We start from the raw sequence: 22579 nt of genomic DNA on the forward strand, positions 1-22579 counted from the left end.
TACATAGATATAAAATAAACGCTTGAAAGCACCGAATAAAGGGAAAGTGTACTGAAACCCCGGAAAAATGGTACAAACGTCATATTTTAATGGTTTAGTTATTGGTAATTTTATGATTCGAATAAAGACAAGCAGTTTATCGTTGTGTTTAATAATAAAGCTTTGTATAATGTTTGTATAACTATTGTATAGGATTAGGAGTGTATGTATGCAAAAAAACGTAATCGTGATTGGAGCAGGTCCAGGAGGATTAGCGGCAGCGATGCTGTTAGCAAGTCATGGCTATAAAGTAGATGTATATGAAAAGCAAGGATACGTGGGCGGGCGAAATTCAGCGATTAAAATGTCAGGTTATACGTTTGATATGGGTCCTACATTTTTGAGCATGCCACAGATTTTTGAAGAGTTATTTCAAGCTGCTAATCGCAATGCGCATGATTATATGGACTTAAAACGTCTAAATCTCATGTATGAGCTTATTTTCGATGATGCGCAGATTCAGATGACGGATAACCATAAAAAGATGAAAGAAGAAATCGAACGTTTATACCCAGGAAACGGAGAAGGCTATGAGCGCTTTATGAAAGACACCGAAGCAAAGATGGCGGCTTTGCTGCCTTTATTGCAAGGCGAGATGGACCGTTTTCATCACTATTTAAAGCCTGAAGCAATTCGAGCACTGCCGCATTTATCCTTAGGTAAAACGCTCTATGATGTACTTGGCAAGTATTTCACTGATGAGAAATTGAAATTAGCTTTTACTTTTCAATCGAAGTACTTGGGAATGTCCCCTTGGGAATGTCCAGGAGCCTTTTCTATTTTATCGTTTATGGAACACGCTTACGGTATCTTCCATCCAATAGGAGGAGTAAACCAACTATCTCAAGCAATGGCAAAAGTAGTGGAAGAACATCAAGGGCACATCCACTTAAACCAAGGTGTCCAAAAACTATGGATTGAAAATAAGAGAGTAAAAGGAATTATTCTAGAAAATGGAGAGCGAATAGGGGCAGACGACGTCATTATCAATGGAGATTTTGCTCATGCGATGACGAATTTAATCGATGAAGGTACCCTTAAAAAGTATGCAGTTAAAAAACTTGAAAAGAAAAAATACTCTTGTTCTACTTTCATGATTTATCTAGGCATAGACAAACAGTACAAAGATCTGCCTCATCACACGATTGTGTTCGCTGAAGATTATAAAAAAAATGTAGAAGAAATTACGAAAACGCTAGCTCTTTCAGAAGACCCTTCTATCTACATTCAAAACCCTGTGGTAACAGACCCAACTTTAGCACCGGAAGGAAAGTCTGCTCTTTATATTTTAGCGCCGGTTCCAAATAATTTCAGCGGTGTAAACTGGGATGAAAAACAAAAAGATTTTCGAGATGCAGTATTAAAAATTGTAGAAAAGAAAACGGGCTTCAAAGATTTAGAGAGTCATATTGAAGTTGAAAAAATCATTTCACCGAAGCAGTGGGAAGAAGACGTGCTGGTCTATAAAGGAGCGACATTTAACCTTGGACATCAGCTCACTCAAATGATGGTGCTGCGTCCGCATAATAAATTTGAAGAATTAGAAAATTGCTGGCTAGTTGGAGGAGGAACTCATCCAGGGAGCGGTCTACCAACTATTCTGGAATCATCGCGCATTACGACAAAGCTCATCTTAAAAAGAGACGGACAATTACTGAATGAGCCGTTTAAAACCATGAAAGAAATGGAGAGTGCATTATGAGAACAGCAATTGTTGGAGGCGGCATAGGCGGTTTAATCACTGCTTTGTTATTAAGCAAACGAGGATTTTCTGTTGATATTTTCGAAAAAGAAAACAAGCTGGGCGGCCGGCTGGCGTTCGTAGAAAAAGACGGTTATAAAATTGATGAAGGTCCCACGATTGTCTTACTGCCTTTAATGCTTGAGCGTATTTTAGATGAAGCGGGCATTTCTGCTTCTCAATATGAACTAATACGCTGTGATCCACTTTATGATATTCATTTTCCAGACGGTACGACCTATACAAAAAAAGCAACTGAAAAAGATCAGTTAGAGGAGATTAGCCGTTTATTTCCAGGCGAAGAGCAAAACTACCGGCGTTTTATGACTGAATTAAAAAAGCGATTTGAATTAGGAAGTAAGGCATTTTTGGAAAAAACATTTGTAAATAAACGAGATTTTTGGACATGGCAAAACATCAAGGCATTAAAAAAAATGAATGCAAATAAATCAATGAGAAAATTTGTTTCAACGTATTTCCATGATGAACGTCTAGTAGATGCCTATTCGCTGCAATCTCTCTATATTGGAGGCAATCCTTATTCGGCGCCAGCTATTTATTCCCTTGTTCCTTACAGTGAGCATGCTCATGGCATCTATTACGTAAAAGGCGGATACGCAAGTCTTGTACCGCTTCTTGAAAAGGCGCTGATAAAGCAAGGTGTAAACATTCATTTGAATAAGGCGGTTCAAGAGCTTTCTATATCAGGAGACAAGACGGAAGGGGTTATTGTTGACGAACAACTTTATCCATTTGATCAAGTTGTTTTAAACGGCGACTTTCCTAATATGGCGAAAATTGCTCAAAAAAAAGAAAAGAAGTATGTGCCTTCGTCCAGCTGTCTGCTGCTTTATCTTGGTTTGAAGAGAAAATATGATCATCACAATGTACATCAATACTTTATGGGCAATGATTTGGCTAAACATATGGAAGCAGTGTTTAAGCATAAAACGATTCCTGAAGATCCCGCTATTTATACATTTAATCCCTCTGTTATTGATCCATCGTTAGCTCCTGAAGGGAAAAGTGTGCTATATGCACTTGTACCGGTTCCATCAGGTGGCCACATTGATTGGAGCAATCAGCAAGACTTTGTTGATGGAATCATTCGAACTTTAGAAGAAAAAGGGTTTGAAGAGCTTCGTAAAGAAATAGAGTGGGTAAAAGTACGTACGCCAAATGATGCTCAAGCATTTGGACTTTACGAAGGAGGAAGCTTTGGTATTGCTCCTGAGCTGTTTCAATCGGGCGTATTCAGACCCCAGTACCAGCCGTACGAATATAAAAATGTTTTTGCGGTCGGAGCATCTATTCATCCAGGCGGAGGCGTGCCAATTGTTATGCAAGGAGCAAAAATGTTAGCTGATCATCTTATTGAACAATCATCTGTTCAAACGATTGCAAAGCTTTCTTAAGATCTTGTAAGCCATAAGGAAATGATGGTTTATCCTTTAATAGAGAAAGGGGTCCTATATGATGAACATTTCGTTAGACAAAGCGTACAATCAGTGTGAAGAAATTATTAAAGAAAACTCAAAAACGTTTTACAAAGCTTTTTCCATGTTGCCGTCAAAACAAAGAAAGGCAGTATGGGCGGTATATGCATTTTGTCGTCAAGTCGATGATATTGTAGATGAAGGATGCAACCCTGAAATAGAGCTGCAGCAATTCGAATCAGAATTTGCCCGATTTAAAAATGGAGAACTATTAAACGAAAGCGCCATGTGGGTAGCTCTGCGCAATGTATTTGAACAATATGAGATGAATGTTCAAGCGTTTGATGATATGATTACCGGCCAGAGAATGGATTTAGTAAAAAAAGAATACGATACGCTTGATGAAGTGAAAACATACTCTTATCACGTAGCGAGTACGGTAGGGTTAATGCTTTTACCGATTTTAGCTCCAACTACTCATAAAGAATTAGAAGAAGAAGCAGTTGCATTAGGCATTGCGATGCAGCTGACCAACATTTTAAGAGACGTTGGGGAAGACTTAGAGCGAGGGCGCATTTATTTACCGAAAGACCTTATGAATTCTTACGGATATACGGGCATGCTATTGGAGAACCGGTGGGTCACTTCTGAATTTATAGAGATGTGGGAGCACCTGGCCAAAGAAGCGGAAATGTATTATATAAAAGGGCTTCAGTCGATTCAAAAATATCCGGTGGCTTCTCGCTTACCTCTTACAGGAGCGGCGCATTTATACCGAGCGATTCTTGATAAAATTCGAAAAGAAAATTATGACGTATTTACAGAAAAGCACTTTGTCACAAGTCAAGTGAAAAAGAAAATTATGACATCTATTTCTACGGGGTAACGCAAAGGAATTACTTTTCCTTTGCGTTACTTTTTTTTGAAAAGATATGAAAGCGTTAACTATTATGTAAATAAGAAAAAAGTCTCATTTTTATCGTATATTAACTTGAATATTCAGAAAATTACCTATATGATAATATACATAACATTAAATGTTAATAAAACTAACATGAAAGAGGGGTTACGATGAAAAAAGTAGAAGCCATCATTCGTCCAGAAAAATTTCAAGCACTGCGCGTAAAATTAGAGGAAGTAGGAATAAACGGATTAACGGTCTCAGAAGTGGCAGGCTGCGGTCAGCAAAAAGGAGAGCAGGGGCTGTTCAGGGGACAAAGTTTTGAAATCAAATTAGTACCTAAAGTCAAAGTAGAAATGATTTTAGAAGCAGAACAAGTTGATGAAGTCATTAAGATCATTCAATCAATTTGTTCTACGAATCAAATAGGCGATGGAAAGGTTTTTGTCTATCCGGTAGAGGATGCTGTACGAATTAGAACAGGAGAAGCAGGTGTAGAGGCTATTTTATAAAAAGAGAGTGTTATTTTAATAGAGGGGGAGTTAAGCGTTGAAAAAGAAAATTAGTGCGGCTTTGTTTATTAGTCTGTTGGCGGCAACACGCGTCAATGCGGCTGAACCAACTGTTGAATCAGTCAGCGCATCAATTGACATGATGTGGGTAATGTTTGGGGCAGTGCTTGTGTTTTTAATGCACGCAGGGTTTGCGATGGTTGAAACAGGCTTCACTCGTTCGAAAAACTCGCTTAATATCTTAATGAAAAATATGCTAACGGTAGCTGTGTCTTCCGTCTTGTATTTTGTGGTTGGTTTTGCGCTTATGTTTGGAAGTTCCAAAGGAGGATTTATCGGTTCGAGCGGTTTCTTTTTAAATGGAGAAAGCGATCAAATGAGCTTTTTTGTTTTCCAAATTGTTTTCGCAGCAACGTGCGCTACGATTATTTCAGGAGCGGTAGCAGAACGTATGAAATTATCCAGCTATATGATGCTCACAATTGCTATGGTAGCTGTTATTTATCCAGTTGTAGGTCACTGGGTATGGGGAGGAGGATGGTTGTCTAAACTAGGCTTCGTAGATTTTGCAGGGTCGACAGTTGTCCATTTGACTGGAGCTCTTGGTGCGGCTGTAGCAGTTACTTTTCTAGGAGCACGCCTTGGAAAGTATGGAAGCGATGGAAAAGTCAATGCTATTCAAGGACATAACATTCCACTTGGCGCATTAGGTGTATTTATCCTCTGGTTTGGCTGGTTTGGATTTAATGGAGGAAGTACATTAGCAGCGGATCCTGCCCTTGTACCAGGAATCATCGCAACTACATTAATGTCTGGGTCATGCGGAGTCCTGTCTTCTGCTTTATATACAAAGTTTCGCTACAAACGTATTGACGCTAGCTTAACATTAAACGGTGCCTTAGCTGGACTTGTAGGGATTACAGCTGGAACAGCAAACGTATCGATTCCAGGTGCGATCGTCATTGGACTAATTGCAGGAATTATTCTAGTAGAAGCTGTGCATTTTATCGATAGCAAAATAAAGTTAGATGATCCAGTTGGTGCTATTACTGTTCATGGAATTTGCGGTATTTGGGGGACGTTAGCAGTGGGGCTATTTGATACGGTTAATGGTTTATTTTATGGCGGCGGCGTACAGCTATTAGGTATTCAAGCTCTTGGAATTATAGCTGTCATGGGCTGGACAATTGGAACGGTTGGGTTATTCTTATTTGCTCTTACGCGTTTTTCTTCTATTCGAGTATCAAGCGAAGAAGAAATTGCTGGTTTAGATTTTGCTGAACACGGTTCATCCGCATACGAATTTCGTGAAAGTTTTGTAGCGACAGGAGATGGTAATCTTCATCCTGAATTTGGTGTTGGATTGATTGATCGATTAAATAAAGTTGGTAAAGTATCGGATAAACCTCATATATCGAACGTAAATGAGACGGTATAGCAGTATATAGATGGAAAAAAGTGATTAAAAGTAAAAACTTTTAATTACTTTTTTTGTTTTTATCAACTTATTTAACAATAATGTAAGCGTTAACGTTATAATGGAAACAAAAGTGAGTTTGAAACAGTTCGTCTATAGGAGGGGAATAGATGAAATGGAAAAGGACAAGTATGCTACTTATACTATTATTGCTTTTTGGAAGCAGCGCCTCAGCGCAAGATCATAAAGATATACGTGATGAGGTGATATACTCATTGATGATTAACCGTTTTTATAACGGAAGTGAACAGAATGATCGAAACGTTAACTACGAACGCTCAGATGCCTATTATGGAGGCGATTTACAGGGAGTAGCGCAAAAGTTAGACTATATTCAAGAGATGGGATTTACCGCTGTTTTACTAACTCCTTTTATGGCAAATGATGAGACAGGCTATCATGGATATGCGGTGACCAACCATTATAAAATAGACGATCATTTTGGAACGTTAAAAGACTTACAAAATCTTGTGAAGAAAGCACATGAGCGCAATATAAAAATTATGGTCGAATTTCCTTTGACAATCAGTAACAATCATACCTGGGTAGCGGATAAAGGAAAACAAACATGGATAAGTAATGAATCCGGTACAGATAACGAAGTAATTAAAGCATTGCCTCACCTTAATTTAAAAGAAAGCGCCGTGCAGAAATACCTTATTAAAAATGCTGCTTGGTGGAGCAAACAAGCAGATATTGACGGATATTACGTTAAAGATATCGATCAAGCTCCTTCTGCATTTATTTCATCATTTTCTCAGACGCTAAAAAGCATGGATCCTTCTTTTCTATTAATAGGAGAAATAAACGGGCAATCATTAAAAAAAAATGAGCAGGCCGCTTCGTTAGGAGTGGATTTACTTGTAGATAGAACGCTAGCCGAAGCCACTGCTGCTACGTTTAGTGGTACTAATCGTCCGCAGAAAATGTTGTATGACAAGTGGGGAAAAGGAAGTAATCAGCCTTTAGCCAATTTTTTAGATGATGTTCATAGCACTCGTTTTACAGCAAAAGCATTAAAGAGTGAAAATCATCCTGGAGCTCGAACAAAGCAAGGGCTTTCCTACCTTTATACTTCGCCGAGTGTACCAATTGTTTTTTATGGAACGGAAATTGCGCTGAATGGGGGAAAGGGAGCAGAAAATTATGGCATGATGAATTTTTTAGCTAACCCCGATATTATAGATCATTTAAAAAAACTGGCTGAACTTAGAGCAAAGTCGCCCTCTCTTCGAAAAGGAAGCTTTACCCTTGTGTCTGAGCACAACGGTGTAGCTGTATACAAGAGAAGGTATAAGGACGAAACGACGTTTGTGGTGATTAATAATACAAAGGAAACGTCGGCCATTAATGTCCCGCTTAAAAAAGTTGGAAAAGAAAATGAACTAAGAGGGTTAATAACGGAAGGAATTATACGACCAGTTGACGATGTATACAACATTTCATTGGAGCCTGAGACCACAAATGTATACAAAGTAGTGAAAAAGTCAGGGTTTAATATTGGATATATCGCAGCGGTTGCCGCTGTTTATACGGGATTTGGCGTCTTTTTGTACAAAGCATCGTCAAAAAGAAGAAAAGAAAAGAAAATTTCTCAATCTCATAAAAAGGACAGCGCGTCGTAGTTGTCAAACTATATTGGATAAGTATTAATGAAGAAAACATAACTAAGAGGTGGAATTATGGGTGTAACAATAAAAGATGTGGCAAATTTAGCAAATGTAGCCCCTTCGACGGTATCTCGCGTCATTGCAGACAGCTCAAGAATTAGTGAAAAAACAAAACAGCGCGTGCGATCGGCTATGAAAGAACTTGGTTATCACCCAAATATTATTGCGCGAAGTCTAGCAAATCAAACAACAGAGGCAGTCGGCCTAGTGATGCCGAGCTCAGCAGACAAGGTGTTTCAAAATCCATTCTTTCCCGAAGTGCTAAGAGGAATCAGCACCGGAGCTCACGAAAACAAAAGAGCGATTTATATGTCCACTGGAGAAACGGAAGAAGAGATTTTTGCAGAAGTTGTTCAAATGGTACAGGGGAGAAGAGTAGATGGATTAATTTTGCTGTACTCCAAAGTTGATGATCAAGTACTTTCTTATTTGCAAGAACAGAGCGTGCCGTTTGTAGTGATTGGAAAGCCGTTTAAACATAGTGAAAGCATCACGTTTGTTGATAATGATAATTTTAAAGCTGGAAAAGAAGCGACGGAATATTTAATTGAATCTGGGCATGAGCGTATTGCGTTTATTGGCGGAAGTCTTGAATTAGTCGTTACCATTGACCGTTTAACAGGCTATGATAAAGCGATTCAAAAAGCAAACATTCCTTACCGGGACGAGTATGTGATTCATGAAGAATTTCTACAGAAGGGAGGAAAAGAAGCTGTTTGCGAACTTTTATCTCTAAAAGAACGTCCAACGGCTCTAGTAGTAGCAGATGACCTAATGGCGCTAGGCGTTTTAAATACATTAGATGAACTGGGAATTTCTGTTCCTGAAGATATTTCTATTGTCAGTTTTAATAATGTCTTGATCGCTGAAATGGCTAGACCAGCTCTCACATCTATTGATATTAATATTTTTGAACTTGGTTATCAGGCTGTCCGCTGCTTGATTAAGCAGATTGAAACGCCATATGCTGTTGCAGAACAAGTGCGCGTTCCTCACAAAATGATTAAAAGACAGTCCTGTAAAACCATTCAAATGACGAAGAGATAACTTTATAAACAAATAGAAAAGAGGCTGGAACAAAAGTATTGTAGTTGAAAGAAGATCCGAACGAGTTTGATTCTTGATGGAGAATCAAACTTGTTCGGATCTTTTCGTTGGGAGGGTAAACGTAGGTAGCTGCTTCTTAGCTGTTGATTGGGTTGATTTAGGTATGTCTCAATATATTCTTTATGCCAAAGATATTGGCATTTAAAGTGCAAAAAAAATATACACATGCCAATTATTTTTTTCTTTATCAAAAAGAAAGAATAATATAAGTGGTGAAAACCTTGATGACAAATAGACTGTAAAGTTTTATTAAAAGTTGGCACGCTATTTGCATAACTATAAAGTAAACAAAGATTTGCATACTAGGAGGTATATATCATGGTAGTTTCTTATTCTCATGAACCATTTACAAATTTTAAGGACGAAAACAATAAAAAGGCATTTCAAGAAGCATTAACATATGTAAATACACAGCTTGGCAAAACGTACCCGCTTGTGGTCGACGGTGAAAAAGTGGAAACTGAAGAGAAAATTACGTCTGTTAACCCAGCGAATATAAAAGAAGTGATTGGATATGTCTCTACAGTAAATAAAGATCTAGCAGAGCAAGCGATGCAGTCAGCTTTAAAAGCTTTTGAAACGTGGAAAAAATGGAAAGTAGAACATCGAGCAGATATTCTTTTCCGTGCAGCGGCCATCATCCGTCGCAGAAAGTATGAATTTTCTAGTTATCTTGTAAAAGAAGCAGGAAAGCCTTGGAACGAAGCAGATGCTGATACAGCAGAAGCAATTGATTTTTTAGAGTACTATGCACGTCAAGTCCTGACGTTAAAAGATGGTTCTCCAGTACAGAGTCGAGACGGTGAGTATAATCAGTACAATTATATTCCGCTTGGCGTAGGTATTATCATTTCACCATTTAACTTCCCGTTAGCTATTATGGCTGGAACAGCAGTAGCAGCTATCGTAACAGGCAACACGATTTTATTAAAACCAGCTGATGCCACTCCTGTAGTAGCAGCGAAATTTGTAGAAGTAATGGAAGAAGCAGGCTTACCGAAAGGCGTATTAAACTTTATTCCTGGTGCTACACCTGAAATCGGTGACTACTTAGTTGAACATCCAAAAACACGCTTTGTTTCATTTACCGGTTCGCGCGCAGTAGGTTGCCGCATTTACGAAAGAGCAGCAAAAGTACAGCCAGGCCAAAAATGGTTAAAACGCGTTATTGCTGAAATGGGCGGAAAAGATACGGTGGTTGTAGACAAAGATGCGGATCTTGATTTAGCTGCTTCTTCAATCGTATACTCTGCATTTGGTTTTGCAGGGCAAAAGTGCTCCGCTGGTTCTCGTGCTGTTGTGCATCAAGATGTGTATGATGAAGTGCTTGAAAAAGCAGTTGCGCTAACCAAAACATTAACCGTTGGAAACCCAGAAGAAGTTTCAACTTATATGGGACCTGTTATTCACGAAGCGTCGTATAACAAAGTATTATCGTATATTGAAATTGGAAAAGAAGAAGGACGGCTGGTTGCGGGAGGAGAAGCAGACAATTCAACTGGATACTTTATTCAGCCAACTATTTTTGCGGATGTAGATGAAAAAGCTCGTCTCATGCAAGAAGAAATTTTTGGTCCGGTAGTAGCATTCTCTAAAGCGCGAGATTTTGATCATATGATGGAGATTGCAAACAATACGGAATATGCATTAACAGGCGCTTTATTATCAAACAACCGCGCGCATATTGAGCGCGCTCGTGAAGAGTTCCATGTTGGAAATCTGTATTTTAACAGAGGATGTACAGGAGCGATTGTTGGTTACCAGCCTTTTGGCGGATTTAATATGTCAGGAACGGATTCAAAAGCAGGCGGACCGGACTATCTTGTTCTTCACATGCAAGCAAAAACAACATCTGAAACATTCTAATTGAAAAATAAGGAGGAGTAAATATGACAACTGAAACACAAAAAACGGTAAAAATCATTGAGCAAACAGAAAAATTTGGGGCACACAACTATCATCCGCTGCCGATTGTAATTGAAAAGGCAGAAGGCGTATGGGTACACGATCCAGAAAATAATAAATATATGGATATGCTAAGTGCTTATTCCGCTGTTAACCAAGGACATCGTCATCCAAAAATTATTGAAGCATTAAAACGTCAAGCTGATAAAGTAACGTTAACGTCACGAGCGTTTCATAATGATCAGCTTGGTCCATGGTATGAAAAGATTTGTAAATTAACAAATAAAAATATGGCTCTTCCAATGAATACGGGAGCAGAAGCGGTGGAAACAGCCATTAAAGCTGCACGCCGCTGGGCTTACGATGTGAAAGGCGTTGCTGAAAATCAAGCACAAATCATCGCATGTGTGGGGAACTTCCACGGTCGTACAATGACAGCTGTTTCCTTATCGTCTGAAGCAGAATATCAACGTGGTTTTGGACCGATGCTTCCAGGGCTTCAAACCATTCCTTATGGTGATTTAGAAGCGTTAAAAGCTGCTATTACACCAAATACAGCCGCATTTTTAATTGAGCCAATTCAAGGCGAAGCAGGTATCGTTTTACCTCCAGAAGGCTTCTTAAAAGCTGCAGCTGATTTATGTAAAGAACATAATGTGCTATTTATTGCTGATGAAATCCAAGTTGGATTAGCCCGTACAGGCAAAATGTTTGCTTGTGATTGGGAAGGCGTAGAACCAGATATGCTGATTTTAGGTAAAGCGCTTGGAGGAGGAGTTTTCCCTATTTCTTGCGTAGTCGCTAACGAAGACATTTTAAGTGTCTTTAACCCTGGCTCTCATGGTTCAACATTTGGAGGAAACCCGCTTGCTTGTGCCGTATCATTAGCTGCTTTGGAAGTAATTGAAGATGAAGAACTTCCAGCGCGTTCATTAGAATTAGGTTCTTATTTCAAGCAGAAGCTCCAAAGCTTAAGCAATCCAGTTATTAAAGAAGTGCGCGGCCGCGGTCTATTCATCGGGGTAGAATTACACGAAGAAGCTCGTCCTTATTGTGAAAAATTAAAAGACCAAGGTTTGCTTTGTAAAGAAACGCACAGTACGGTTATTCGTTTTGCTCCGCCGCTAACGATTTCAAAAGAAGAGTTAGACTGGGCAATTGAACGAATTGAAAAAGTATTTGCTGAGTAATCGGTTTAAAATAAATAAAAATAGTACGATATGTATATATCGTACTATTTTTATTCATATGCAGCTAAATAACGTTTTTATTTGATAGGCAGGAGGAATAGAAGTGTATATCCAACTCTCACAGCTAAGCATGGAAGAGCAAGTTGAATGTTTAACAAAAGCGTTAGTGAAAATCAAAAGTATCAATGGGACAAGCGGCGAAGTAAAGATTGCTGATTTCATTAAAAACACGCTTCAAAGTTTTCCTTATTTCAAAGAAAATCCCCTTCACGTTTGGGAACAGAAAATTAATGGCGACACGCTAGGTAGAAAAAATGTATTTGCTTTTATTCAAGGCAGCAAAAAAAATGCTCAAACAATGATTTATCACGCTCACTTAGATACGGTTGGCATTGAAGATTTTGGTTCATTAAAAGACATAGCGTTAGATCCAGAAGAACTTCAGCGATATTTCTCTATGCATAATATTAATGAAGATGTACAGCGAGATGCTCGCTCAGGTGAATGGATGTTTGGAAGAGGAGCCGTTGATATGCAAAGTGGAATTGCTGTACATTTAGCCAATGTGCTGCATTTTACTAAGCATCCAAATCAATTAGAAGGAAACGTGCTTTTTATGGTCAACCCAGATGAGGAAAGTCAGCATGCTGGAATTATTTCTGCTGTTTCTGAACTGAACCGTTTGAAAAAAGAAAAAAATCTTTCATATGTAGCAGCGATTAATACCGATTTTATTACACCTCTTTACGATGGAGATTCCACGCGTTATATTTATACAGGAGCCGCTGGGAAGCTGCTTCCATGTTTTTATATTTACGGAAGAGAAGTACATGTAGGAGATACGCTTGCTGGTATAGATCCTAATTTGATTGCATCTGAGATTACAGGAAGCATTCATAACAATATTAATCTAGCTGAAAATATTGAAGGAGAATTGGTACTGCCACCTTCCTGTCTGTATCAACGAGATAATAAAGAGGCTTATAATGTACAAACCGCTGTAAGCAGTCATTTGTATTTTAATTATTTCATCTATGAACGAACGGCAAAAGAAGTGATGAGTCAATTAATTGGATTATCAATCGAAGCATGTGAAAAAGTGGAGAAAAAACTTTCTGATTATTACGAACTTTTTGTTCGAAGAACGAATTTACCAAAGCGAAGCCTGTCTTGGAAAGTGGATGTTGTGAGTTTAGAAGATTACCTGGAAGAATTGGATCAAAAAGGGATAAATGCTCAGGCTTGTGTTGAACAAGCTTTCGAACAGTATGCGCATTTAGAACTTAGAACGAGGTGCTTTAAAGTAATTGAAGAACTTCAAAGGTTAGATCCGCATCAAAGTCCGCGCGTAATTGTCTTTTTTGCACCGCCTTACTTGCCTCATAATCACTTGAAGAAAGACGAAAGCAGAGATCAGCAGCTTCTTTATCCCTTGCAAGCGGCTGTGGAGAAGGTTGGAAAACAGACGGGAGAGACGTTTCAGTTTAAAAAATTTTTCCCCTACCTAGCGGATGGCAGCTTTTTATCTCTTCATGAGACAGATGAGGAAATCGATGCTTTTACACGTAACTTTCCGGGGTGGGGGATTGCGGGGGCGATTCCTTTCCGTGAAATTCGAGAATTAGATATTCCGTCCATTAATATGGGGGTATATGGGAAAGACGGACATAAGTGGACAGAGCGAGTGTACAAGCCTTATTCGTTCGGCGTCCTTCCTAAGTTGATTCAAGAAACAACTGTTCAGATGTTAAAAAGTAGGTATGCTTGTACAAACCACATATAAGAAAATGAAGAACGGAGGTACCGATGAATAGACATACAGAACAAAACCAATTACAGAGAACAATGAAAAGCAGACATTTATTTATGATTGCGTTAGGAGGTGTGATTGGGACAGGCCTATTTTTAGGTTCGGGTTTTACTATTAGCCAGGCAGGGCCGGGAGGAGCCATTCTTGCATATATAATAGGCGGCTTCCTCATGTACTTAGTTATGCTTTGTTTAGGAGAGCTAGCGGTAGCAATGCCCGTTTCAGGTTCCTTTCAAGAATACGCTACAAGGTTTTTAGGACCTTCTACAGGCTTTATGATTGGATGGCTGTACTGGTTCAGCTGGGCAAATACGACAGGGCTTGAATTTACGTCAGCAGGAATTTTAATGCAGAGGTGGTTTCCCGATGTACCTGTATGGTCATGGTGCTTAATTTTTGGCGTCATTACGTTTTTAATTAACGCTCTTTCTGCTCGAAGCTATGCTGAAACTGAGTTTTGGTTTTCGAGTATTAAAGTTACGGCTATTATTCTATTTATTTTAATTGGAGGAGCTGCTGTTTTTGGTTTTATCGACTTCAAAGGGGGAGAACCTGCACCGTTTCTTTCGCATTTCACCCAAGGCGCAGGTCTTCTTCCAAATGGAATACTGGCAGTTCTACTGACTTTAGTAACGGTTAACTTTTCGTTTCAAGGAACGGAGCTTGTCGGCATTGCAGCAGGAGAAAGTGAAAGTCCTGAGAAAACGTTGCCGAGATCTATTCGAAATGTCATTTGGAGAACGCTGTTTTTCTTTGTGTTAGCTATGTTTGTTTTAGTTTCTATTCTGCCATACAAAACAGCAGGAGTCATTGAAAGTCCGTTTGTTGCCGTATTAGATCAAATTGGCATTCCATACGCAGCAGATATCATGAACTTTGTCATTTTAACAGCTGTGTTATCAGTGGCGAACTCCGGCGTTTATGCTGCTTCTCGTATGCTTTGGTCATTGTCAAACAGCAATATGGGGCCAAAACCTTTGAAGAAATTATCTTCAAAAGGTGTTCCAATTAACGCATTAATTGTGACGATGATTATTTCAGGATGCTCGTTGATTACAAGCGTCGTGGCTGCTGAAACCGTATATCTTTGGTTTATTTCGATTTCAGGAATGGTGACCATTATTGTTTGGATGTCCATTTGTGCCTCTCAATTTATGTTCCGCCGTCGTTTTTTAGCGGAAGGAGGAGACATAAAGGAATTAAAATTTAAAACGCCGCTTTATCCGTTCGTTCCTATTCTAGGTTTTTGTTTGTATGGACTTGTATTAATCAGCTTAATTTTTATTCCGGATCAACGAATTGGTCTTTACTGCGGGGTCCCTTTAATTATTGTACTCTACGTGTATTATCACGTAGGAATCAAGAAAAATATTAATCAAAAACAATCGGATTCACCGGTTTATAAAGCAAAATAAAAAAGAAGTGCACAGTGCACTTCTTTTTTATTTAGAGCGGATGTTTAATCGTTTCATACGATACTGCAAGCTTTGTCTGGTCAGCCCTAGTATCTTAGCACTTTTTGAGATGTTGTGGCTGTGTTGTTCAAGCGTTTGTTTAATACATTCTGCTTCGAACGCTAACAGCTGTTCCTTTAAAGGGAGAGAAGGGTGAAAAGCGCTTGGATAAGAAGGTGCGTCACTGCTTGCTTTATTTTCAAAATGTTCATGCTGCTTTAGCTGGAACTTCGTTCTGTATTGGAAAGGAAGGTGAGAATAGTGAATAACGTCTTCATCCATCACCAAGTTCATTGCGCCTTCAATAATGTGTTCTAATTCCCGTACGTTCCCTGGCCAGTCATAAGAGAGAAAAGAAGACATCACTTGGTGATCTACGGTTTTTACATTCATCTGAAACAAATCATTGTATTTTTTGATGAAAAACTTTGTTAATTCAATAATATCTTCTTTTCGTTCACGAAGAGGAGGAATAAAAAGCGTCACGACGCCAAGTCGGTAATATAAGTCTTTGCGTAATCGGTTTTCGGCAATCGCATCGATTGGATCTTCATTCATATTCGCGATCACTCGAACGTTAACCGGTTTGTCCACTGTATCCCCAATTCTTCGTACGGTTTTTTCCTGCAGAACTCGAAGAAGCTTAGCCTGCAGATTTGGGTTTAACGAGTTGATTTCATCTAGCAGTAATGTGCCTCCTTGTGCTTGTTCGAAAAGACCAGGATTATCCATTGCACCTGTAAAAGCTCCGCGTTTCGTACCGAACAAAAGGCTTTCAATTAAATTATCCGGTAGCGCAGCACAGTTTTGTGAAATAAAAGGAGCAGAAGAGCGGCTGCTGCCATTATGTATGCTTTGAGCAAACAGTTCTTTACCCGTGCCTGTTTCTCCAATAATTAAGACATAAGAAGGAGTTCTAGTAGCGCGCTTGGCGTCTTCAATCACATCATGAACGGCTTGACTGTTTCCGATGATGCTATCAAACGTAAAGCGTGTGTTTCCTTTTTGTCTAATGTTTTGCCGGATTAGACGCTCTAGTTTCGTCACGTCCTGAGCAATTTCCACCGCTCCTTGAATGACTCCGTCTTTTAAAATAGGGAAGGTATTATTAATTGTCGTGATTTCTTGTCCTTGATTGTTGAAATACGTTTGCTTGACGTTAACCGTTTCTTTTCCTTTTTGCAGTGCCTGTACAAGCGTGCTTTGCTGATTTTCTTTGAACATAAACACATCTAACAAGTTTTTATGTAAAACGTCTTGTTCATCCATCAGCTCCATCTTTGTCATCTTTTCATTGTAAATAATGGTTTTTCCTGTTTCATCGACCGCGTGGATACCGGCATCGACTTTATTTAAAATGGTTTCATATATATGTTTAAGAGTGCTTAATGTATCGGTCATTCAAATACTCTCCTTTAGCGGTGTTCATATCTCTATTTAAACAAAAATAGCTGAATTCTGATAGTGTTTCCACATAAAAATAAATGAATGACCGAAGAGAAATGTTATCCGTTTACAATGGATCCCCCATTAATGTGCAGAACTTGCCCGGACATATAAGAAGAATCAGAGCTTGCCAAGTATACATAGGCCGGTCCGAGCTCAGAAGGCTGTCCAGCCCGTTTCATAGGTGTATTAGACCCAAATGTCGCAACTTGCTGTTCGTCGAACGTAGACGGAATAAGAGGTGTCCAAATGGGTCCCGGAGCTACGCCGTTTACGCGAATGCCTTTTGTTGCGAGCGAAGCTGACAAAGAACGTGTGAAAGCCACGATAGCACCTTTGGTTGAAGAGTAATCAATCAGCTGATCATGCCCATGATAGGCTGTCACAGACGTTGTATTAATAATAGCGCTTCCTTGTTTTAAATGAGGCAATGCAGCTTTGGTCAAATGGAAAATTGAAAAAATATTTGTTTGGAACGTACGGGTAAGCTGTTCAGTCGTGATATCCGTAATACTTTTTTGAGGATGCTGTTCAGCTGCATTATTGACTAAGATGTCTATTTTTCCGAAAGTCTGAATGGCCTTTGAGATGACTTCTTGACAAAAATGTTCATCTCCTATGTCACCAGCAAGCAACAAACAAGAAGCTCCCATTCGTTCAACTTGTTTTTTAGTTTCATTTGCATCATCGTGTTCATTAAGATAGGTTACAACAACGTTTGCACCTTCTTTCGCATAATGGTAAGCGACAGAACGCCCAATTCCGCTGTCTCCTCCTGTGATAACGGCTACTTTGTTCTGTAATTTTCCGCTTGCCTTATAGTCTGGAGCGATAGAGGTAGGGATTGGATGCATATCTTTCTCAATACCTGGCTGAGTTTGCTGATGCTGAGGAGGGAAGTTTTGTTTTTGATTTTGATTCATTGGTATACACTCCTTAATTAATATGAGTATGTAAGCGTATACTAGTATTTGTTAAGAGAGTGTATCTATGCATAGGAATAAGACTGAACGAATAAAAGAGGCCTTAAAAGAAAAAATGAATGCCGGGGCATCCATTTTTTTAGCGGTAATTAATAAATTGTACGTCAATAGGTAAATCAGCGCTGCGAATAGCTGAAATAATTTGCTGCAGGTCATCACGATTTTTACCGCTTACGCGAAGCTGATCATCTTGAATTTGGCTTTTTACTTTTAAACCGGTATTTTTAATAATTGTATTTAGCTTTTTAGCGTTGTCTTTGTCGATACCTTGAATTAACTTAGCGCGCTGTCTAACCGTTCCTCCAGAAGCATTTTCAATTTTACCGTAGGAGATATTGCGTGTAGGTACGCCGCGTTTGATGAGCTTAGAAATCAGTACGTCTTTTAACTGTTCAAGCTTAAATTCATCATCAGAAATAAGAACAAGCTCTTCGTTTTCAAGCGAGATTTCGCTTTTACTGCCTTTAAAATCGTAGCGGGTTTTAATTTCTTTTGTTGCCATGGTAATGCCGTTTGTTACCTCTGATAAATCGACTTGTGACACAACGTCAAATGAACTATCTTTAGCCATAATAACCTCCATATGTAAAGAGTTTGTTCTTTTATTATAAATAAAACACAAACTGTATACAACTGATATTGAATAGAGAGCCGGTAATTGATACAATACAAGTTATGCTTTTTGTTGTAAGCTATAGAAGCAGCTTTTTAACAAAACGTATGCATTTAAGTTAATTTGAACTTTAGAATGCTGTTTGATGCAAAGTGAGAAGGTATGTGGTGAAGGAACAATCACTACTAATTTATATAAAGGATGGATAGAACGATGAATGTAGAAGCTGGGATGAAAGCGTATTTAACAGTAAACCGGGAAACGCCGATTGGTTATATGTTAGCAGAAGGTGAAGAAGAAATTTTGCTACATAAAAATGAAACAACAAGAGAACTTGCTGAAGGGGAAGAAGTAGAAGTTTTTCTATACCTTGATCAGCATGACCGTTTAACGGCAACGATGCACTTACCTCTTGTTGAAGAAGGTGTTTATGAGTGGGTCGAGGTCGTAGATGTTAATCCGGGTTTAGGTGTGTTTGTAAATATCGGCATGAACAAAGATATGTTAATTGGTTCAACAGACTTACCTGCGCTAGAGGATCTGTGGCCAGAAGTCAGAAACAAGGTTTACTGTACAATGAAGATTTCAAAGCGCGGTAAGATGTACGGAAAAATTGCTACAGATGATGTGATGAAAGCAATGGCATTAGATGCTCCCCCCGAACTTTTTAATCGTGAAGTGAGTGGATACATCTATCGCGTACTGCGCGTAGGTTCATTTATTATGACAGATGAAGGATATGTTGGATTTATTCATGAAAGCGAGAGACGCAAAGAACCAAAGCTTGGTACGTATGTAACAGGCCGCGTAATTAATGTAAAAGAAGACGGAACGCTAAACGTATCGCTTCTTCCGCGCAAGCAAGAAAGCATGGATGAAGATGCACAAGTACTATACGATTACATGGAAAGCCGCGGCGGCGTTATGCCATTTTGGGATAAAAGCTATCCAGAAGATATTCGTGAGCGCTTTAATATGAGTAAAGCTGCGTTCAAACGTGCGCTTGGTAAACTGATGAAAGAAGGAAAAGTTTATCAAGAAGAAGGATGGACATATTTTAAAAAAGAAGAAAACTAAAAGGAGAAGCCGCTGAAAATTCAGCGGCTTCTTTTTATAAGTGATCAGATTTTTTAGAAAATGAATGTTTTCCAAGCTCACGGTTATGCTTAGCTTGCAGATTCTTTTCGTGAAGCTTTGCGTTATTATCTTTTGCTTTTTTATCGTTATCGCTCGTTTTTGGCATTGTGATACACCCCTTTTTGATCGTACCTTTAGAATGCCCTGACTTCTTTAAATTATTCGATGGTTTCGTTCAAAAAGAAGACTGCAATCGTCCCTGGGCCAGAGTGAGAACCTATGGCTGCACCAATAATATTAATAATAAAATGTTTGGTTCCAAAACGTTCTTGAATCATCTCTTTCAGCTGAAGAGCTGTTTCTAAATCATCTCCATGACTAATTCCAATGGTTTGAGAAGAGAGATTTTTTCCTCGCTCTTCCATTACATCAAGCATGCGCTTAAATACTTTTTTACGGCCGCGGATTTTTTCGATTGGAATCAATTTTCCATCTTCCACATGAAGCAGCGGCTTAATATTAAGCAGACCTCCTACAAAAGCAGAAGCTTTGCTCACACGTCCTCCTTGAGCAAGAAAATCTAAGTCATCGACCGTAAAAATATGTTCCATATGCAGCGCGTATTGTTTTATTTTTTCTGTCATCTCTACTAGTGAGAGGTTTTGTTGTAGTAATTGTTCTGCATAATAAGTAACTACTCCCTGGCCAAGAGATGCACATTTCGTATCGATTATCTCTAATTGGAAATCGGGATACTTTTCTAGGAGTTCTTCTCGAATCATCATTGCTGTTTGATATGTACCGGATAATTCTGAAGAAAAAGCTAAATAAATGCACGAATCACCTGATTTAGCTATGTTCTCAAAGACTTCATACATAGTAGTTGGAGCCGCTTGAGATGTTTTTGGCATCTTGCCTTTACGGATGGCTTCGTAGACAGAAGTTGGCTCAATCGTTTGTAGATCTAAAAATTCTTGATTATCCAGGCTTACGCGAAGCGGTAAAAAGCCAACGTTATTTTCTTGAAAAAAAGATAAAGGCAAATCGCTTGCACTATCGGTTAAAAGTTTAATTGACATAAATGTCACCTTCCTAATTGCATTTATAAAATATTAAATGAATTTGATGTATAAACATTGAGAAGCGTTATATACGACATAGTATTAGTGTATAAGCACTTTGAGGAAAATACAATTTTTGAATAAGTTTTTTTAATTCTGCCAAATCGTACATACTATATGTACTAACTATTTTAAAGATGCTGACTTTATTCATTTTATAAATGGGTATAAGAAAGTAAGAAGTTTTAAAAAGCGGAGGTCGGTCATTTGAATATGTGGCTTGAAGCAAAAAAAGCGATAGTCGTCTTGGTAGGAGCATTATTGAATGCGCTTGCGCTCAACTTGTTTTTGATACCTGCTAATGTATATTCGAGCGGCTTTACAGGAGTAGCTCAGCTTGTTTCGAGTATCGTGACAGATTACACCCCTTTTACTATTTCCACTGGAGTGCTGCTGTTGTTGTTAAATATTCCTGTAACTATTTTAGGGTGGAAAAAAGTTGGGAAGTCATTTACTGTTTACAGCTTTATCAGCGTTGCTGCAACAACTTTGTTTCTTGGAATTATTCCTATTCAAGCACTTTCTAAAGACATCATCCTTAACGCAGTTTTTGGAGGCGTTATTTTAGCGGTAGGGGTAGGAATTACGTTAAAATTTGGAGCTTCAACTGGTGGGCTCGATATTATTGCTCTGGTTTTGTCTCGAGTAAAAGACCGACCAATTGGCACTTATATGTTCATATTAAACGCAATTATTATCGTGCTAGCAGGTCTTTTATATGGTGCTGAGAAGTCACTCTATACGCTTGTGACGCTTTATACAACTACTCGCGTCATTGATGTTATTCATACGCGTCATGTCAAACTCACAGCAATGATCGTAACGAAAAAAGGAGTGGAGCTAAGAAAGGCGATTCACGCCAAACTTGTGCGAGGGATTACGGCGGTACCGGCTAAAGGCGGCTTTACAAACGAAGATAAAGAAATGCTAATGATTGTTTTGACTAGATATGAATTATTTGACTTGGAGCGAGTGATTAAAGAGGTAGATCCTAAAGCATTTACCAATATCGTTCAGACAACGGGAATCTTTGGTTTGTTTCGAAAGGATTAAAAAAGGTCCAGGTATTCATTACCTGGACCTTTTTTTATTAATGTGTGCCTTTTAAGTCATTAGAAAGCTCTTGAAGCTGAGCTTGTTCTTCAGGAGAAGCATTTTGCTGCGCATGAGACAGCATATCAGCTGCAATGTTTTCATCAGAAGCTGCAGACGTATGAGCCTGAGACGTTTGATGATTTTGACCAGCAGCTCCCAATGTATTCTGAAGCTGCTGAAGCTGAGCTTGTTCTTCAGGAGAAGCGCTTTGCTGTGCATGAGACAGCATATCAGCTGCTACGTTTTCACTAGACGTGTGAGCTTCACCGTGAGCGTGAGAATGACCGCCCTCTAAAGTGCTTTGAAGCTGTTCAAGCTGGCTCTTTTCTTCAGGAGAAGCATTTTGCTGTGCATGAGATAATATATCAGCTGCCACGCTTTCACTGGACGTATGAGCTTTACCGTGAGCGTGAGAATGACCGCCTTCTAAAGTGCTTTGGAGCTGTTCAAGCTGTGCCTTCTCTTCGGAAGAAGCATTCTGAACGATATGAGACAGCGTATCAGACGTAATGTCTGCGCTTTTCTCTTGTGAATGTGATTCTCCATCTGTATCATACGCTTGATGCAATGAGTTTTGGAATTGCTTCAGCTGCTCTTGCTCCTGCGGAGAAGCGTTAGAAGCAATACTATTTAATACGCCTTCTGAAATATCAAGTTCACCGTTGCCGTGCTTTTGACGATGAAGCTGATCTTCTGAATGGCCGGATACTGCATTTCGAATCGCATCTTTTACTTGACCAAAAAGTGAATTTTTCATAAGTTACTGTCCTCCATGAGGAGTTTGGCGCTGCTGAGCTTGAAATGCTTCTGCCTCTGCCATAGTCATATGATAAGGAATTCGTTCATCATGTTTTTGAACTGCGTCTGCACCTTGTTTCACAAAACGTTTTGATCGATTGCCTCTGCCCATCATAAATTCCTCCTCGTAATATAAATAAAACCGACACCTTAAGAAGTGTCGGTTATAGTGTGTGCTAAATAAAAAAAATGATAGCGATAAAA

20 protein-coding genes are annotated in these 22579 nt (G+C 39.0%); 13 read left to right on the top strand and 7 right to left on the bottom strand.

Translation table 11 applies throughout. The annotated features are described in order from the left end of the window. Positions 1-208 precede the first annotated feature (208 nt). From MMB69_RS17075 to MMB69_RS17125, 11 genes are all read left to right on the top strand, one after another. Complete coding sequence (locus MMB69_RS17075) at positions 209-1741, top strand: phytoene desaturase family protein (protein ID WP_277448076.1); 1533 nt, start codon at positions 209-211, stop codon at positions 1739-1741. Then, complete coding sequence (locus tag MMB69_RS17080) at positions 1738-3195, top strand: phytoene desaturase family protein (RefSeq protein ID WP_221813009.1); 1458 nt, start codon at positions 1738-1740, stop codon at positions 3193-3195. Before MMB69_RS17075 ends, MMB69_RS17080 begins: the two co-directional genes overlap by 4 nt. A 58-nt stretch (positions 3196-3253) precedes the next feature. Beyond that, positions 3254-4102, top strand: a complete 849-nt coding sequence (locus MMB69_RS17085) for a phytoene/squalene synthase family protein (protein WP_277448077.1) — start codon at positions 3254-3256, stop codon at positions 4100-4102. Between the two features lie 185 nt (positions 4103-4287). Further along, a complete protein-coding gene (locus MMB69_RS17090; protein ID WP_028412404.1) occupies positions 4288-4629 on the top strand; it encodes a P-II family nitrogen regulator in 342 nt (113 codons plus the stop codon). 37 nt (positions 4630-4666) lie between these two features. Then, positions 4667-6067, top strand: a complete 1401-nt coding sequence (locus MMB69_RS17095; protein ID WP_221813008.1) for an ammonium transporter — start codon at positions 4667-4669, stop codon at positions 6065-6067. A gap of 149 nt (positions 6068-6216) precedes the next feature. After that, positions 6217-7731, top strand: a complete 1515-nt coding sequence (locus tag MMB69_RS17100; protein ID WP_277448079.1) for an alpha-amylase family glycosyl hydrolase — start codon at positions 6217-6219, stop codon at positions 7729-7731. Between the two features lie 57 nt (positions 7732-7788). Beyond that, entirely contained in the window at positions 7789-8823 is a 1035-nt protein-coding gene (locus tag MMB69_RS17105) for a LacI family DNA-binding transcriptional regulator (protein WP_050691051.1), read from the top strand. A 378-nt stretch (positions 8824-9201) separates the two neighbouring features. Then, a complete protein-coding gene (gene pruA, locus MMB69_RS17110; protein WP_277448080.1) occupies positions 9202-10749 on the top strand; it encodes an L-glutamate gamma-semialdehyde dehydrogenase in 1548 nt (515 codons plus the stop codon). Positions 10750-10772: 23 nt separating this feature from the next. Beyond that, complete coding sequence (locus MMB69_RS17115; RefSeq protein ID WP_013055371.1) at positions 10773-11978, top strand: ornithine--oxo-acid transaminase; 1206 nt, start codon at positions 10773-10775, stop codon at positions 11976-11978. A gap of 103 nt (positions 11979-12081) precedes the next feature. Beyond that, positions 12082-13761 carry a M20/M25/M40 family metallo-hydrolase gene (locus MMB69_RS17120; protein WP_221785549.1) on the top strand — a complete coding sequence of 560 codons (1680 nt, stop codon included), beginning with the start codon at positions 12082-12084 and terminating at the stop codon, positions 13759-13761. 23 nt (positions 13762-13784) lie between these two features. Further along, positions 13785-15203: an amino acid permease gene (locus tag MMB69_RS17125; RefSeq protein ID WP_277448081.1), complete on the top strand. Its 1419-nt coding sequence runs from the start codon at positions 13785-13787 to the stop codon at positions 15201-15203. Positions 15204-15230: 27 nt separating this feature from the next. Here MMB69_RS17125 and MMB69_RS17130 read toward each other — a convergent pair whose 3' ends face one another. The 3 genes from MMB69_RS17130 to MMB69_RS17140 all read right to left on the bottom strand — a co-directional run bounded on the left by MMB69_RS17130 (position 15231) and on the right by MMB69_RS17140 (position 18242). Next, positions 15231-16643 (bottom strand): sigma-54 interaction domain-containing protein, encoded by a 1413-nt coding sequence (locus tag MMB69_RS17130; protein ID WP_028407442.1) that lies wholly within the window; start codon positions 16641-16643, stop codon positions 15231-15233. Positions 16644-16747: 104 nt separating this feature from the next. Next, positions 16748-17611 carry an SDR family oxidoreductase gene (locus MMB69_RS17135; RefSeq protein WP_221785547.1) on the bottom strand — a complete coding sequence of 288 codons (864 nt, stop codon included), beginning with the start codon at positions 17609-17611 and terminating at the stop codon, positions 16748-16750. 139 nt (positions 17612-17750) lie between these two features. Next, positions 17751-18242, bottom strand: coding sequence for a YajQ family cyclic di-GMP-binding protein (locus MMB69_RS17140; protein WP_014461618.1), 492 nt, complete (start codon positions 18240-18242; stop codon positions 17751-17753). A 255-nt stretch (positions 18243-18497) separates the two neighbouring features. Here MMB69_RS17140 and MMB69_RS17145 point away from each other — a divergent pair, with 255 nt between their 5' ends. Then, positions 18498-19361, top strand: coding sequence for a CvfB family protein (locus MMB69_RS17145; protein WP_277448082.1), 864 nt, complete (start codon positions 18498-18500; stop codon positions 19359-19361). Positions 19362-19395: 34 nt separating this feature from the next. Here MMB69_RS17145 and MMB69_RS17150 read toward each other — a convergent pair whose 3' ends face one another. Then, complete coding sequence (locus MMB69_RS17150) at positions 19396-19527, bottom strand: DUF3941 domain-containing protein (protein WP_221785546.1); 132 nt, start codon at positions 19525-19527, stop codon at positions 19396-19398. 52 nt (positions 19528-19579) lie between these two features. Continuing rightward, on the bottom strand, positions 19580-20440 hold the full coding sequence (locus MMB69_RS17155; protein WP_221785545.1) for a DegV family protein: 861 nt from the start codon (positions 20438-20440) through the stop codon (positions 19580-19582). A gap of 255 nt (positions 20441-20695) precedes the next feature. Here MMB69_RS17155 and MMB69_RS17160 point away from each other — a divergent pair, with 255 nt between their 5' ends. Continuing rightward, on the top strand, positions 20696-21535 hold the full coding sequence (locus MMB69_RS17160; RefSeq protein ID WP_277448412.1) for a YitT family protein: 840 nt from the start codon (positions 20696-20698) through the stop codon (positions 21533-21535). 37 nt (positions 21536-21572) lie between these two features. Here MMB69_RS17160 and MMB69_RS17165 read toward each other — a convergent pair whose 3' ends face one another. Both MMB69_RS17165 and MMB69_RS17170 read right to left on the bottom strand, forming a co-directional pair. Next, a complete protein-coding gene (locus MMB69_RS17165) occupies positions 21573-22334 on the bottom strand; it encodes a DUF3813 family protein (protein ID WP_264408880.1) in 762 nt (253 codons plus the stop codon). A gap of 3 nt (positions 22335-22337) precedes the next feature. Continuing rightward, on the bottom strand, positions 22338-22487 hold the full coding sequence (locus tag MMB69_RS17170) for a hypothetical protein (protein WP_013081728.1): 150 nt from the start codon (positions 22485-22487) through the stop codon (positions 22338-22340). Positions 22488-22579 lie beyond the last annotated feature (92 nt).

It is taken from the genome of Priestia sp. P5 (assembly GCF_029522155.1).
Classification (GTDB): Bacteria; Bacillota; Bacilli; order Bacillales; family Bacillaceae_H; genus Priestia; species Priestia megaterium_E.